The 14,521-nt window shown below is 38.4% G+C and carries 15 protein-coding genes; all 15 read right to left on the bottom strand.

All coding sequences use genetic code 11. From position 1 onward, the window contains the following. Nucleotides 1-388 precede the first annotated feature (388 nt). Nucleotides 389-2,005 (bottom strand): T9SS type A sorting domain-containing protein, encoded by a 1,617-nt coding sequence (locus G3O08_RS12745; RefSeq protein ID WP_163285769.1) that lies wholly within the window; start codon nucleotides 2,003-2,005, stop codon nucleotides 389-391. Continuing rightward, nucleotides 2,002-2,409 (bottom strand): hypothetical protein, encoded by a 408-nt coding sequence (locus G3O08_RS12750; RefSeq protein WP_163285770.1) that lies wholly within the window; start codon nucleotides 2,407-2,409, stop codon nucleotides 2,002-2,004. The genes G3O08_RS12745 and G3O08_RS12750 overlap by 4 nt, the downstream gene beginning before the upstream one ends. 233 nt (nucleotides 2,410-2,642) lie before the next feature. Continuing rightward, entirely contained in the window at nucleotides 2,643-2,927 is a 285-nt protein-coding gene (locus G3O08_RS21735; RefSeq protein ID WP_317164070.1) for a hypothetical protein, read from the bottom strand. Beyond that, on the bottom strand, nucleotides 2,920-3,540 hold the full coding sequence (locus tag G3O08_RS12755) for a mechanosensitive ion channel domain-containing protein (RefSeq protein WP_317164071.1): 621 nt from the start codon (nucleotides 3,538-3,540) through the stop codon (nucleotides 2,920-2,922). Before G3O08_RS12755 ends, G3O08_RS21735 begins: the two co-directional genes overlap by 8 nt. A gap of 134 nt (nucleotides 3,541-3,674) precedes the next feature. Beyond that, complete coding sequence (locus tag G3O08_RS12760; protein WP_163285771.1) at nucleotides 3,675-4,337, bottom strand: hypothetical protein; 663 nt, start codon at nucleotides 4,335-4,337, stop codon at nucleotides 3,675-3,677. A gap of 66 nt (nucleotides 4,338-4,403) precedes the next feature. Then, nucleotides 4,404-4,832, bottom strand: coding sequence for a VOC family protein (locus tag G3O08_RS12765; RefSeq protein WP_163285772.1), 429 nt, complete (start codon nucleotides 4,830-4,832; stop codon nucleotides 4,404-4,406). Between the two features lie 256 nt (nucleotides 4,833-5,088). After that, nucleotides 5,089-5,574 (bottom strand): M23 family metallopeptidase, encoded by a 486-nt coding sequence (locus G3O08_RS12770; RefSeq protein ID WP_204336872.1) that lies wholly within the window; start codon nucleotides 5,572-5,574, stop codon nucleotides 5,089-5,091. Between the two features lie 389 nt (nucleotides 5,575-5,963). Beyond that, on the bottom strand, nucleotides 5,964-6,836 hold the full coding sequence (locus G3O08_RS12775) for a hypothetical protein (protein ID WP_163285773.1): 873 nt from the start codon (nucleotides 6,834-6,836) through the stop codon (nucleotides 5,964-5,966). Next, the gene (locus G3O08_RS12780) at nucleotides 6,833-7,549 is read right to left on the bottom strand and encodes a hypothetical protein (protein ID WP_163285774.1); all 717 of its coding nucleotides are present in this window, start codon (nucleotides 7,547-7,549) and stop codon (nucleotides 6,833-6,835) included. The genes G3O08_RS12775 and G3O08_RS12780 overlap by 4 nt, the downstream gene beginning before the upstream one ends. A gap of 508 nt (nucleotides 7,550-8,057) precedes the next feature. Beyond that, the gene (locus tag G3O08_RS12785; protein ID WP_163285775.1) at nucleotides 8,058-8,798 is read right to left on the bottom strand and encodes a hypothetical protein; all 741 of its coding nucleotides are present in this window, start codon (nucleotides 8,796-8,798) and stop codon (nucleotides 8,058-8,060) included. A gap of 6 nt (nucleotides 8,799-8,804) precedes the next feature. Next, complete coding sequence (locus tag G3O08_RS12790) at nucleotides 8,805-10,091, bottom strand: LVIVD repeat-containing protein (protein ID WP_163285776.1); 1,287 nt, start codon at nucleotides 10,089-10,091, stop codon at nucleotides 8,805-8,807. Nucleotides 10,092-10,347: 256 nt separating this feature from the next. Beyond that, complete coding sequence (locus G3O08_RS21740; RefSeq protein WP_163285777.1) at nucleotides 10,348-11,793, bottom strand: outer membrane beta-barrel protein; 1,446 nt, start codon at nucleotides 11,791-11,793, stop codon at nucleotides 10,348-10,350. After that, entirely contained in the window at nucleotides 11,771-12,325 is a 555-nt protein-coding gene (locus tag G3O08_RS12800; RefSeq protein WP_163285778.1) for an RNA polymerase sigma factor, read from the bottom strand. Before G3O08_RS12800 ends, G3O08_RS21740 begins: the two co-directional genes overlap by 23 nt. A gap of 366 nt (nucleotides 12,326-12,691) precedes the next feature. Next, a complete protein-coding gene (locus tag G3O08_RS12805) occupies nucleotides 12,692-13,774 on the bottom strand; it encodes a hypothetical protein (protein WP_204336873.1) in 1,083 nt (360 codons plus the stop codon). 199 nt (nucleotides 13,775-13,973) lie between these two features. Then, nucleotides 13,974-14,453 carry a hypothetical protein gene (locus tag G3O08_RS12810; protein WP_163285779.1) on the bottom strand — a complete coding sequence of 160 codons (480 nt, stop codon included), beginning with the start codon at nucleotides 14,451-14,453 and terminating at the stop codon, nucleotides 13,974-13,976. Between the last annotated feature and the right edge of the window lie 68 nt (nucleotides 14,454-14,521).

The following is a 14,521-nucleotide window of genomic DNA, read 5'->3' on the forward strand; positions in this document are numbered from 1 at the left end:
CAAACCTGAAAGACGATGTAGTGTAAACACTCATCAAGGGCTCGTAGGCCTTATGCACCAGGTCGATATATCTTGTATAGACAACAATATAAAGACCCGGATTTAATAACAAAAATTAATCTTGATAATAAATCATTGCAAACGTAAAAGGGCTTTTGTTTGTTATTCTTTATACCACAGGGTTTCGCGGCGCTAATGACGATAAATGTACATTATGTTCCATTCGCTCTGCTTCACCCTGTGCTTTTAAATATCGCCCTTTTGACCGTAGGGAATCCGTATGGACGGGCTGTACGTAAAGAGTTTATCCGATTTTTCAGCTGGACAATCTTTATTGTCGCTAGTAAAAATGCAAATGACTCGCAATCTAAAGGAGAAATCCTTACAATTAGTTTTCTACCACTATTTTCTGGGTCGCCTTCTCATAACCCGTTTCAATGGTGATATAATACATCCCGCCATTGACAATCTGTTCTATTTCCTTTGAATACGTATTTTCACCAACTTTCAAATTTTTAAGCGTCGTATTCTCTATTAGCCTACCATTTGCATCTTGAATGTTAATTGTAACATCTGAACTTTTTTTAAGATTAAATTTCACAATAAAGTTGCCATTATTTGGATTGGGATAAACCTGCATGTGAAGTGTACTCGTGCTTTGCTTATTCAACTCGTGAATGCCTACGGGAGAATTTTTAATAACATACACTTTAAATATCTGACTGCTTGCGCTGCTTTGAGTGCCGTCATTTGTAAAAAAGATATTAGCGGCTGTGCTGCTAATACCACCGTATATATACCCCACCAGGGTGGTGTCGGCAGTAAAATCATCCAATTTCAACACTTCATTATTGAATTGTGGTATGTTTGCAGCGGGAATAAATTCAGACCCTGCTCCGAGAAACGCAGGCATTTCAATAGGCAATTTATACTCGGCCATTGTGCCACTTGCGTCTCGTGTAACACGGGCAATGGTTTTTACAAAAGGAACATTGTCGTCCTGTACAAGCTCACCATCGCTTTCATAATATTGTGCAATACCACCAAAAAAGACGGTATGCATTTCATTATTTTCAGCACTATACAGCGGTATATGCGCACAATGGTAATGATTGTAGTATTGCGAAAAATCATTGTTAACCGTATATCCGTTAATGTCAATGTTTACACAATTTAGGAAAGGCAAGTCAGCATCTACTTGAAAAACGCCCGAAAACACCGTTAATCCTTCTTGTCCTGACGGCATAATTTGAGGCACAACATTTAAATCTCTTCTGTGCAAATTTGTAGCATCATAAATTAACGGCAGATGAGAAACTGAAAGGTTAACGCCATCATCTAAAATTGTAAATCTTCTGATAGAGTTAGAATAATTCTGAATAAAACCCGGACCATGATCTGGCCCCATTGGGTTGTATCTGCCCATAAATTTCTGACCGCCCGTTAGGTAAAATATGTCATTAATTTTACTGAGATATCCACCTGTAACTGCAAACATTGTATCTGTTATTTGGCGAAAGCCAGAAATGATTGAAGCCCCATTTACAATAGCGTTTATTACGTCAGGAACATGAACTGCGCTAAGCTTTGAGTATGTAATGTGATCGCCAGCGGTATTGCTGTAGCCGTAGCCACCAAGGATGTATAAATAATCTCCTTGCTGATAAAACTCCATATTGGTAGAGCTCAATTGTTCGCGCAAACCAGTTGGTAGTGACGCTAAAGGAGCCGACCATTTTTGTTGTGTTACAGGATCAACCACAGTGATCTGCGTATTAAGCCCGGCCACATCAAAAGCAGCAAAGGGTTGCCTGCGATGCAATCCATCCAGTCGACCACCAATGATTAACCACTTGCCATTATCCTGGCCAAAGGCATAAGCTTGCAAACCACCCAAGTCGGGTATATCCATTGGCTCGATGGCAATTTGAAAGGGTGGTGTTTGCGCATAGCTATTCGCAGTGAAGGCTATTAAAAGAAATGCTAAAATTTTAATTCTGATCATTTGATGTTTTTTAAATTAAAGAAGGCTATTCCAAGCCATACTACTGATATTGTCATTGCTATTGCGCCTACTAATACCAAGACTGGCGGAAGCCCTAAATACACTTCTGACAAAATGCCAAGTGGCATAAGCAGCCCTATTAAAGCCAACCACGAAATAGTTGTGACATGCTTTAATTTGTCGTTAAATCTGATGAGTAAATAACCAATAAGAATATTTAAAAAGGCGAATAAATTTCCGTGTACGTGAGCTAACCTGGTTTCAAAATGTTTTCCAAATGAATACGAGTTAACCCATTCTTCTTTTCCAGGCGCAAAATCTCTAAGGTAGATAAGTAAGAATCCAAAAGCCATAAAAAAACCCATTGAAAGAAACCCGATTGCGATGTTGTTCTTACCTTTCATGCTGTTTAGGTTTTTGGATTATTCAATTGTTAATGAACAATTTGTATAAAAGTAAACTTTGTATTTATCAACTTAGGTGACAAATATTACACAGCTCCTATTCTATTAAATGGAATCACATTTTTTTATTTGAATGCAGATATTTGATTTACCATTGAAATTAGGCTCTGTTGATTATCCACTTTTAAAACTTACTATTTCAGCCTAAAGCATACTTTGCTGTTTTGTACAATTTATTCTTTCTTCAAATTAACCGTTGGAATATTGACAATCTCGAAGGTAGCAGAAGCCAGAACGACTTTTCCATTGGTTTCCATAATTTTCTTGCCAATTTCTTCATTTAGAAGATTCTTAGTAAACCTTCTCTTTTTGTAATCGACTATGTATCGCAAGTTAAATTGAACCCAATTGTCAGTCATTGTGATAGCCAGAGTGGGATCAACCTGTGCATCTTCAATGTAATACTTTGCCACTACGTTTTTCCAGCCTGCCATTGACTCCTCAACGTAGCTAGCCAAATTTTTTTTGCGCTATTGAGATTACGATTGATTTGGCCAGATCAATATCTGAACCATATCTTATTGGCAGATTAAATTCGTCCCATACAAATGGAAAATCGTAGGAGTAGTTGTAAACCGGCCCTTTAAAAACAAATGCATTGCTTAATTTCACTATTCTGCCTGTGTAATTATCGCTGGAGACCCACTCGCCAATTTCCATCATGGTTGTGTATATACTGTCAATGGCAATTACATCACCTTTTATACCGTTAATTTCAATTCTTTCTCCGGGCTTATAGACTTTAACAAAAAAGATATAGAAAGATCCTGCTATACTTAAGACTAGCTCTTGGAGCGTAATGGTTATACCCGCAGTAAGTAAGCCAATAGCAAGCCCAATATCTTTAATACTTCCGGTAAAATAAGTAACCGTAATGAGTGCCACAATTATGTAACCAATTATTTCAATTGCCTTCTGAGACTTGTATTTTACTTCGTTGCTCGGAAAGCTCCTTTTCAACCATCTTTTTATCACCACAATAAGGATAAAAACCAATACAATCCATACCAAATACTTTATGACATTTGCTGAAATTGGATGATCTATGAACCATTTTTCTAAATTTTCCATCAATTTTTGTTTGGTTAATATTCCGCTACGGTTAACTTTTACCATGCGCTGATTTGAATGGTTGGACTAATCACAAGATCATTGTTTCAAATTTAACTCAATTTTCGTGACAACTCTAAATTATCCGAAAGCATTTATTCAATCTTTCTTTGAACTCCCAACCCAAAAAAATGCCTCATAGATTTAGTGAATTCGGGAAATTCGTCGAATTCTTTTGTCAGTCCAAAATAATTGGAATACTGAGGTGATATCGCCACCTTATCTGATTTATTGAGATCGTATGCAATCCTTCCACGCAGTCCAAAATAGGCTTTGGCATTATACCTTTTGTTCTTGTCATTTAAATCGTAACTAAACCCGTTTGTACCAATACTCCAGCCACTAGAAGTTCCTACAATATTTTCACTAATCAGCGCTCCAGCTTCAAAACCAACGTTTATATCTATCCTGTCTATAATTCTGAAATTCAAGGGGAACACGCCCACCGAAATGATTGACTTATCAATTTCAGCCTTTGATGTAACTCCTCCACCAAGTCCGCCATCTCTTACGTTAATGGAGCCGCCATACTGTTCGTAACCTAGAGTAAATCTCCATTTCACGGTATCTATTCTAATGTTTTCTATTGCAATCTGAAATGAATAACCATACTGGGAATCATAAGCTGAATTGAAATGACCCTCATCTTTCTCATAATCAAAGAATTTGTTTTTATTCATCCCTCCTATCAATTCCACGTTTTGAGAAAATAAAGTGAGATTGAATAGTATAAGAAAGATTGTAAATATCGGCTTCATTTGTCAATGAATTAAGTGTTTATTCGTCTGCTTCTTGTAGGTTTTATTCTGAATTCGTTCGGGTCTTTAATTTCGTTCTTCAAATACAATTTCAAATTTGATTCCATCAAGATCCTTAAAAAAGAGGGCATAGTAATTTTCTCCATGCTGGGGATAAAACTGCGGTGGGTTCACAATTATAGCTCCGGCTTCCTTAATTTTAGGAAATATTTGGTCTATCTCTTCACGAGAACTCGCCTTAAAGGCCAGATGATGCAGAGATCCCGGTTTTCTTCGATGCACAGTCTCGCTTTTAAAAACTTCTCTTGGAGAGTTAATGGCGAATATCAATAAAGGATGAGAATATTCAATAACATTGAAATCATGTTCCGCTACTGTCCCTTTTGATTTTCGATTTAAATCAAAACCCAAAACAGGCATTAATTTGTCATAAAACGATTCGGCAAGATTGAGATTTTTTACAGTAATCTGGATATGGTCTATAATGGGTTTCATTTTTTATTTATTCTTTCTAACACACAACCAAAGCCTTTTAAAATATCACTTATTCCTTGCAGTTTCAATCCTAAATTATTTTTAGCTGTGTTTTTCTTTCAATAAATTAAAACAAAATTTTAACAGACTCAAAATATTCTCTCCGCATTTATCATAAGCGAAAAACCGAAGCTAATCTGCTTCAGCGGTCACAGCTGCCGGTTCACAAGGCTATATGACGAAAGATTAGCTCACCTCTCAAAATAATCAATTGGATTCAAATAAAACATTTTTTCCAGCCCTGACGATCAGAATCCATTCTCCAAACGTATGGAACTGGCGTGAGAATTGAATAGTGAAGATGTGGAGGTTTTCCAGCGGCATTTCCGGTTGCACCTACTGAACCGATTAATGACTTCATATTAACGAAAGACAAGCGAGACGTTTTAATTTCATCTAAATGGGCATAATAATGCAAGCGCCACTTTGGACCCAGAATCAAAACAAAATTGCCACCCAAACTTATTTTTCCGGAATGCAAAACTAACCCATAAGTAGCAGTGTGAATCGCAGTTCCTTTTTTTGCAAAAATATCTACTCCGTTGTGCGTAATGGATTTCCCCCAGGGATAAAACCAAAATGATTGAGTGTGGTAGCTTGATTTACCAGCGCCATCTACAGGCATTTTTAAATTCTGCGGAAGCAGGAAACCGATGATTAAAACGGTAAGTAAGCTAATTAAAATTTTCTTTCTTTTTTTCAATTTGATTGGGCTATGGGTTGTCTTCTACAGGGGTTTAGTCAGAAGATGTCTCCTTTGGAGACTAATTTTCTCTACTTTTTATACTTTGCGTACACGCCATAAGATCCTATTGCCGAGATTAACAAACAAGTGCAGGTAATGATAAGAATGTACTTTGATTTATTGTATGCCCATGAAAAATTGGAATAATCAAACGAGAAAAAGAGGGCGCAAAATAAGCCGGTAACTGCGAAAACAATAATAATTTTTGCGACTTTAAATAAATCCATCTATTGGTATTGTATTATTAAGACTGGATGTAGTATCAATAAGAAGTGATAACCATTGGCTCTTGATGCTCACTATTCTTACCGCATCACTATGTGAATGTCCATGCCTATCTTACCCAACTATTTAATAAATCTCAATCCAACGGATAAATCAAAACGGCTTATATTCTCGTATTCTCCTTCTTCTAATTTTATTGTTTGCTTATTTGTGCCATCGCTAAAGACATATTCTGACAGCGTACCGGCGAGTAATGAAACTTGAAAGCCCAGAGCAAAATTTTCTGACAAGCCGATATCATAACCAATATCAAGGCCAAAACCGACTGTATTCCCAGTCATTTTAAAACTGTCAATGACTACTTTGTCATTTACATAATCCATATATCCAATTGATATAGAAAATAGTAAAGCATTCTTTTTATTATAGTTTAATGTCCTTACCGAAAATGACGGACCAATAAATGAGATCTTTATAGCATCGCTCATTTTACCATAAGTTATATTGCCATCAACATCCTCCACATAAATTTCATCTAAACTATATGAAGATTTAAAAACGTAATACTTAGCGCCAAAACCCAATGATTCACTGAAAAAAAAGCTCGCATCGCCGCCTAAATGGTTGCCCGATTTTAATTCTTTAATGTAATCTCTAAATTCTGAAGGAACTTTATCCGAAATCTTTCCAGTCATATAGCTGAAACCTCCATTTACAGCAATTCTAAACTGGGGATAATCCTTATAGCTCTCGAGCTTTTCTTTGGGAACCTCGCTGGTTATATAATAATCAACCTGATGATGTAGTACTTGAGAAGTGGGCAATAAGGTGTTTCTTATTTCATCTTTATGTTTGAAAGTAAAATATATATTCTCTGCTTTTATTTTAGTTATCTTACAATTGATGGAATCACCGTCGTTTGTTACAATTAAATCTTGTGAATAAGAAATACTTACAGCATAAAGCGACAGGAATATAAGGAGTAGAATTTTCATTGATTCTTGGCATTAAACGATTCGAATTCTGTTTTTCCGGTTTTAAAGTCAATCAAGTCCAGTTGTGGTTTGCCCACAAATGCGCCCATCGCGATTCCACAGCGCAAATAGTATGTTCTTCCCATTTCAAAATCAACTGGTACTTCAGATTTTGATTCGGTTTTTGCCCAGAGCATATTCATACCGTCTTTCTTAATGTGAAGGGTTGTTTTAAAATTATTTTGTACTCGGCAAATTACGGAATCTCCCAGATGTAAATCGTAACTCACTAATGAACCGGCACCTCCGTAGCGATAGACGTTTAAAATTGCATAGTCAACATCCAAAATGGGTTCTTGCAATTCTTTCGCTACAAAATCAGTATCTGTTTTCAGTATGCGTGCGGTAATTCTATGGCAAGTGCTTCCCAGCGCTGATGGTAGTCTGTGTTCAATTATCTTTATTGCATTGCCTCCAGCCTTTCTTGCCGCTAGTTTTGCTTTGTTGATTACGATGTCGTAGCCGCACTTTGTGCTAAACCCGGTATCGGTAATTTTTACCTCTCCAATGTATTCAGAATTTTCGGGCTCTTGCTGGCTCAATCCAATTACTATTACCTCATCTCTGTAATCAAGTGCTGGTAGGGTCTTCGTTAAACTTGTTGAAACCTTGGGATTGCAGGAACTTAAAAGAATTAGTACTGTGATAAACAGTAAACGGTTTAAATATTTCATTATTGATAAAAGTTTATCTGTTCGCTTATTTCATTTCGTAGATGTGAGCATTTGCAGAAAATTCATCATAAATCCGCAAATTCAGACGCCACATTTTACTATCACTATAAAAGTTGATCTTCAGATTGCCAAATATAGCCAAAAATTTAAATTTACAATTTCCTGTTGGAAACTGTAATTATGAAATAAAGGGGAGGTGTATTATGCTCGCGTGTGAGGACGGACGCCGGCATCGCCACCTTTTACAGCGGGTTTGCAGTGCGTGGCTGCGATACAGCGACCAGAGGAAGCTCGTTTCGCAGACTTACGCAATGCACTCGGTGAAAGGTGGGATAAGGCGGTAGGCCGACCCCGGGATTAAATTAAGATGAATTTCATGACTGGAAAATGGAAGTTGATATTCGCGAATTACATTGAAAACCACAGAGCCCGGGGGCACACCCGAAAAAGATAACCGAAATAGATATGTAAGCCTTGCTTGGCAAACGCTGCTGCAAAAACCTTGTTTTTAGTTTATCACAAAGCCAATCATGAAGCCCACTCTGTGCAAATCGGCCGAGCCGGTGAAGGAATGAATATCTGAAAAAGGGAAGGCATAAGACGCCTCGCTGAGATGGATATAGCGGTAGGTAAGATTGAGCAGAAAAGCGAAATGCGGGCCGGTATATGCCGCAAAACCTATGCGACCGCCTATAAAACCGCCTTTCTCATAGTTGTATTGGTAGTAGTTGCCACCGTATTGTTCGTTTTGAAGTGGAATCAAAAACCCGCCATTGATACCCACCAAGGGACTAAAACTTCCTTCCGAAATGTGGTAGCTATAGTCTGCATAAATGGGCGCATACCAGCTGCCTACATGATTTTCGAGACCCAGCCCAATACCCGCATGATGGCCGTTTAGCTTGTATCCGTTTACCAAATTAAAGGCAAAGGTAATTTGGGTATTGTTGTTTTGGCTATTGCCAAACTGCGGGCCTGCGAGGGTATTGTTGTAGTAGCCCTTTGATTTGATATCAAAATTCTTCTTGATTATGCTTGCTTCGCCTACATTTAAGCTGAGTATATTTTCGGCTTTTACGCTTATTATTCTACCGTCGAGAAGTTGTATGGTAGCATGATCTTCTGGTATGTATTCGGTGATATTTCCTTTGAAAAAGGAGCCATCTTTGAGGTTGATAATGTCGTAGGCTTCCTGGGCGCTAACTAAGGTGGCGATGAAGAAAAGGAATAGTGTAAATATCAGTTTCATAGATCGTTAGTTTACGGGAATGAGGCTTAGTTCTTCAATATTCAGCGGATCGGAGTAATCGTACTGGTAAATGCCTTCTTTTGCCGACATGATGAGCACATCGTTATACGGAATGACATCAAAAGTATTGATTTGCTGATAATGCGAAATGAGGTGATCTGTAATGGTCATATCATCTGCTGCATCAAACACTTTAAGGCCGGCGCTGCCATCGCAAATAAACAAGGTGTTTCCATCTATTCCCAGGCCGTGGGGATTGGTGAGATTGTATTCTGCGAGTAAAGCCGGAGCATTGTAATCGGAAATATCAATTACCATCAGTTGGTTTATAAATCCCTGACAGGCGGTGCCGCTGCGGACGGTTACATAAGCTCTATTGTCTTGAACCACCACCGGATCGCAGGCGGTAAGGTGCGAAATGGCGCTCACATATTCGGGCGTAGAGGGATTGTTGAGATTAAAAATCATCATTCCCGACGAGGTGCCCAAAAAGAGGTGATTGTTGTAAGGAAAAATCGTTTCGGCATTCCATCCCACCGGAGTTACAGAGCTCTGCTGAGGGCAAAGATCGGAGCCCAGATTAAATGATGTAATTGACGCAGGACGAAGCACGTAAAGGAAATTTCCGGTAACGGTGAATTGCGCCATGCTTCCGCCAATACCAGTAGAGCTACCTATATTAACGGCTGCATCATTAATGGCCCCCATTCCAGTTCCAATTGCTGTTTCAAAATCATTATTGAAATTTATTGATTCATACCCTACGGCATCGCGGCTAATTTCTTTTTGAGACCAACTAACAATCACCCCTTTTGCAGGATCTATTCCCGTAAAGGGAAGATCGTCCTGATAACCCTTTATTAAAGTCCAATTGTCAAAATCGAATGCATCAGCAATGCGACATTGCAAATCAGGCTGGGCAGGATCGCTTATATCGAATGAAAGTAAATCGTAATACGAATCTACGTAAAGGGCATTGTTAAAAACGGCTAGGTCAACGCATCCCGGGATGGTTAAAAATGCCAGGTTTTGCGGTGCGGCGGGGTTGGCATTATTTAAAATATGCACCCCTACTCCTCTTTCTACAATGAAAAGATAATCCTGATAGATATAAATTTTTCCCGGTTCAGATAAGTCACGCGGATTTTCTGCGGCTATGTCCATAGCTCTCCAGTCGTCCAGATTCATATATTCAGGCACATTGGCGGTGTAAGATTCGGTAAATTTGTCGTTGCAAGAACTCAATGCGCCGAGCGCTATGGCCATTATAAGCAGGAGAGAATTGTTTTTCATGGTTTAAGATTGTTGTGTACTATGATGATGCAGGTTTTTAAAAAATGGTTGCATGGATTTTTGATTTCAGATTGATGATTTCAGATTGATGATTTATGATTTGAGATTTATGATTTGAGAATTGTGGTTTGAAATTTTTGATTTCAGGTTTTTGATTTCAGGTTTATGATTTCAGATTTATGATTTGAGAATTTTGGTTTGAGAATTGTGGTTTGAAATTTATGATTTTGAGATTTACAAATAAGCAAACCAACAATCAAAAAGAAATAAGCGCTCCAAACCGCATCCCTGGCCAAAGGTTTTGCTGGCTGTAAAAATTGCTACCGGTTATGGAATAATACCGCATGAGCGACCCTTCGGCAAAAAGGCCGAGATGCTTAGTGAACTTAAAACTCATTCCAAGACCAGCATATAAGTTAGCCTGATTGCCTTTTGGTTCATCGCTCACACTGCGGCTTTCGGTAGTTTGACCATCAAAAAAAGTCTCCGTAGTTTTTTGCCAAATCAATAAATCTATAGCATTGCCGGCGGTTGTGTAGGCCGTGAATTTGGGTTTATCGACAAAATTAAATTTGAGATAAACCGGAATAGAAAGGTATTTCGATTCTGTCTCCTTGGCTAGTGTTTGAAGTCCATACTTACTTTCAGCTGTGGTTTGCATGCGCAAATAGCCGAGGCCTAAACCGGCAGAGAGGCGTTTCCAAAATTTAATTTCTCCATTTACACCGTAATAAATAGGTGTTGAGTATGTTAGAGACGTTGGAACTGAACTGTCGGCAGTGCCAATTTCACTCCCCGGACTGAAGCCAGAAGCCACATCAAAGTTATTTGCTTCAGCCATATCCATGTCGCCGCTTCCGGCAAATGCGAGTTGAGAACCGGCGAGTATCGCAAATTGATTTTCTGAAGTTGTCTCGGTTCCGTCATAAAACGGAGAGCTTTTTTGTTTTTTATGATCGGCAGATAGATTTGCGGGTTCCACAGTTTTTATTTCGCCGGCTAAAGCTGCCGTGAGAACTGGAAAGTCTATTTCCGGATCTATTCCAATTATTTTCGTGGGCAATATTCTTTTAACACGAGTGGGCGTTTTGGAAGTATTTCCATTCACCAGCCCATTTTCGGGAATAGTCAATTCCGTTTCTCGTCCGGCTATTTTTTTATCGGCTAAGCTTACTTGGCCGGTACTTCCAGAATGGGCGTTATCTGGTCTGCTATTGCTTTTTTCGCTTTTAGGTTTGTTTGTGGCGGTTGTTATTGAGGTATTCGCTTCCGCGGATGTTGAATTTGATTCGATATTGTTAGTTTCCGACCCAATAGATTCGGTGTCCGGTTTGGCAGTTTCAGAATCTTTTTTCACATCCATTCTTGTTTCGGAGTGCTTACCGGCAATCTGGCTTTGATTTTCAGGCGCATTAAATTGCAGAAAAGCGAAATATCCAAACAGCAAAACTGCAGCCGCGGCTCCATACCACCACCAGCCAGCAAAGCGCTTGCGGGATGACGGTCGCAGAGTAGCTTCTATTCCACGCCAAACATTCCGTGAAGGTGAAACGGAGTGTGCTGAAAATTTCTCACCCAAAAATCCGACGCCACTTCCCGAAGGAATACGCGCCGAGATAGCATCCCAATTGGTATCGTCAACGGGATAAGAAAAGTCTTCAAACTTCTTGTTCAGATTGCTATTTTGAGATTGCTCTTTCACTTATTATATTTTCTTTTTCAATCATTTCTCTTAGTATTGCTTTGCTGCGGCTGTATTGCGATTTGCTAGTTCCCTCGCTAATGCCCAGTTTGCTTGCTATTTCGTGGTGCTTAAAACCCTCAATGGCGTAGAGGTTAAAAACGGTTCTGAAACCAATAGGCAGGCGCTGTAAAATAGCCATCAATTCATCGGCAGCCATTCGGCTCAATACATCTTCGCTTACTTCGCGCAGGTGCAGGTCTGTATCTTCCACATGCAAAAACTGCACATTTTTACTTTCGCGGTAGCGCTGCAGAGCAATATTTATCATAATCCGCCGCATCCATCCGCCCAGAGCGCCCTGCCCTGTATATGAATTAAGGTGGTGATATACTTTTATAAAACCATCTTGAAGAATATCTTCGGCATCGGCCACGCAGGAACTATACCGCATACAAATCCCCATCATCTGTGGAGCATACAGTTGATACAGTTTCTTTTGGGCGCTATAATCGCCATCTATACACGCCTCTACCAGCGCTTTGTCATCCATTGGCTTTCGATATTCTTCGTATGTCGTCTATAAAATTTGCTTTCTGCACGCAGTTTTATTCAGATGATAGTTCGCTAACTAACCAAGATATTGATGCATACCCGCAGACTCTATCCACAATCTTTATAAATATACTAAGTTAATGATGCAGATGAGAATGAAAGGGTTGCACGGACGGGGTAAAATTTTAGAGGAATATTATTGAATTACCTATTTGCCATTTTCTTAGTTTGCTCATAGCAGTTTGAATAGCTTGCGTTTTTACATTTTAAAATGAGCATTATTCAAGTCATGTCCATTTTAATTTATTGCTAATGTCTTCGTTTTTAGCACTATTCGCTAGATGCACATTATTGCTGGCAATAGTTATTTATTGAAAACCAAATCCCAGGTAGAAAGGGCTTGCTTCTCAATTCCATCCTCATTAATAATACCTGTGCTTATCCATAATTTCCCCAAATCTTTAACTTCTTCCGGAAAGGATTCCCATAATTCATTATAATCTCTATGCGCCCACCAGATTATATACTTGTAGTCATTTTCCTGCGCATTTATTAGCAAGGTTTCTAAGTATTCATTTTGTTCATACTGGCTTCCCAGAATATATATATTTAATGACTCAACGCTTAGCGTTTCTGATAAATGGCTTGTTTCGGCAAATGCTATAGGTTTATTGATTTTCTGATGCAAGAAATCGAAAGCCTCCTGAAAGTCATCTTTAGTTTTTAAACCTTTGAAGAAGGGATAAAAACTTATAGTCACAAATCCCAGAGAGTTAGCGTAATCAGCTATTTCAGCAATGTACTGCGCAGAGTCTGGCACATCTGGTTGATAAAAATTGTGCAATGTAACCGACTCAGAAAGGATTAGTGACGGAAACTCCTGCATTATTCTTGCCCTTATATTAGCCATAAGTAGCTTATATGAATCCCATTTTTCAGGCGCATTTTTAAATAACTCGTTCACTTCAATGGCCATTACAAGGTAATCGGGATTTAATTGATTGGTAATATATTTAAGATGCTCAAAATAGGCATCCTCAATATGAGCGTCATTGATTGCAGTATAATTTGGAATTGTTCCATCAAAATCAAATGCAAGTTCATCTCTCGAACTATTTAATAAACTCACCGATACCGTCAATTTAGCATTTGGAATTTTTCGTGAAGCTTTGGATTCGATCTCATTAATAAATTCTGCTGGTAAAGGCAAACCGTTAATCCAGGCATCCCAAGGGATGCTGGAATCAATATGCTCAGAATATACATCACCGTTATTGCTCATAAACTGATAAGTTGCATCAACAGACTCAACAGTAGGTGCATATGGCCAGGTACTAAATCCCATCTCAAAACTGCGCGATGTGTACTCACTGAAAAAACTACTTTTGGAAGAGTCCTTTGGCTGATTGTCCTTCTCCTTCTTGCAACCGATGAAGAAAAATGTCATGGTTAGTACCAAAAGTAAATGTATTCTATTTTCGTTCATTGTTGCGGTAATTGTAGCAATTAGAGCCAACGGCCAGCGGGACTTTCTTATAAACTTTGATTATATAAAGCTACATAAAAATTTTAAGATTGGATGAGTAAAACCCGTATCAATACTATGGAACATATCTGCTGTTTTGGCAGTTGGTGTGTTTTTGAAACTAATTTAGATAGGTTCTGATTTCAGGTATTTGATCATTATCTTCGGCTAAGGCATCTTCTATAATAAGTGAAGTTTCACTCAACTCAATGATTTTCCAATATTCAACTACAGAACCTCTCCCTTCACCAGAAAATTTGTATTTCATTCTCAACACAGTTAAATCATCAATAATTTTCCATGTGTCACCTACTTTATTTAAGTCATTTTCAAAACAATTTAAAACACCATCTTCATAATTGAATTTGGTGGCGTCTTCAAATAATAATATGTCATCCAAATCACAATCGTTAGTAATATCTACACCACCTTGTGTTCTTGATGTTAAATGCCAATTCTTTTTGGTTAAAAGCTCCAAATCTTCAAAATCGTCAGTTTTATTACATCCCGTTAAGAGTGGTAAAGTTATTAGTGACAAGAAAACAAACCAATTTTCTAAAAATGGTTTGTTGCGAATTAAAGTTCTTTTTTCTCTATTCATGGCGTATTACTTTTAGAATCAAATGTATGTCGCTTTCTGGTATTGTGCACGACACCCTACAGCGAGTA

This window comes from Cryomorpha ignava, assembly GCF_010686655.1.
Taxonomy (GTDB): domain Bacteria; phylum Bacteroidota; class Bacteroidia; order Flavobacteriales_D; family Cryomorphaceae; genus Cryomorpha; species Cryomorpha ignava.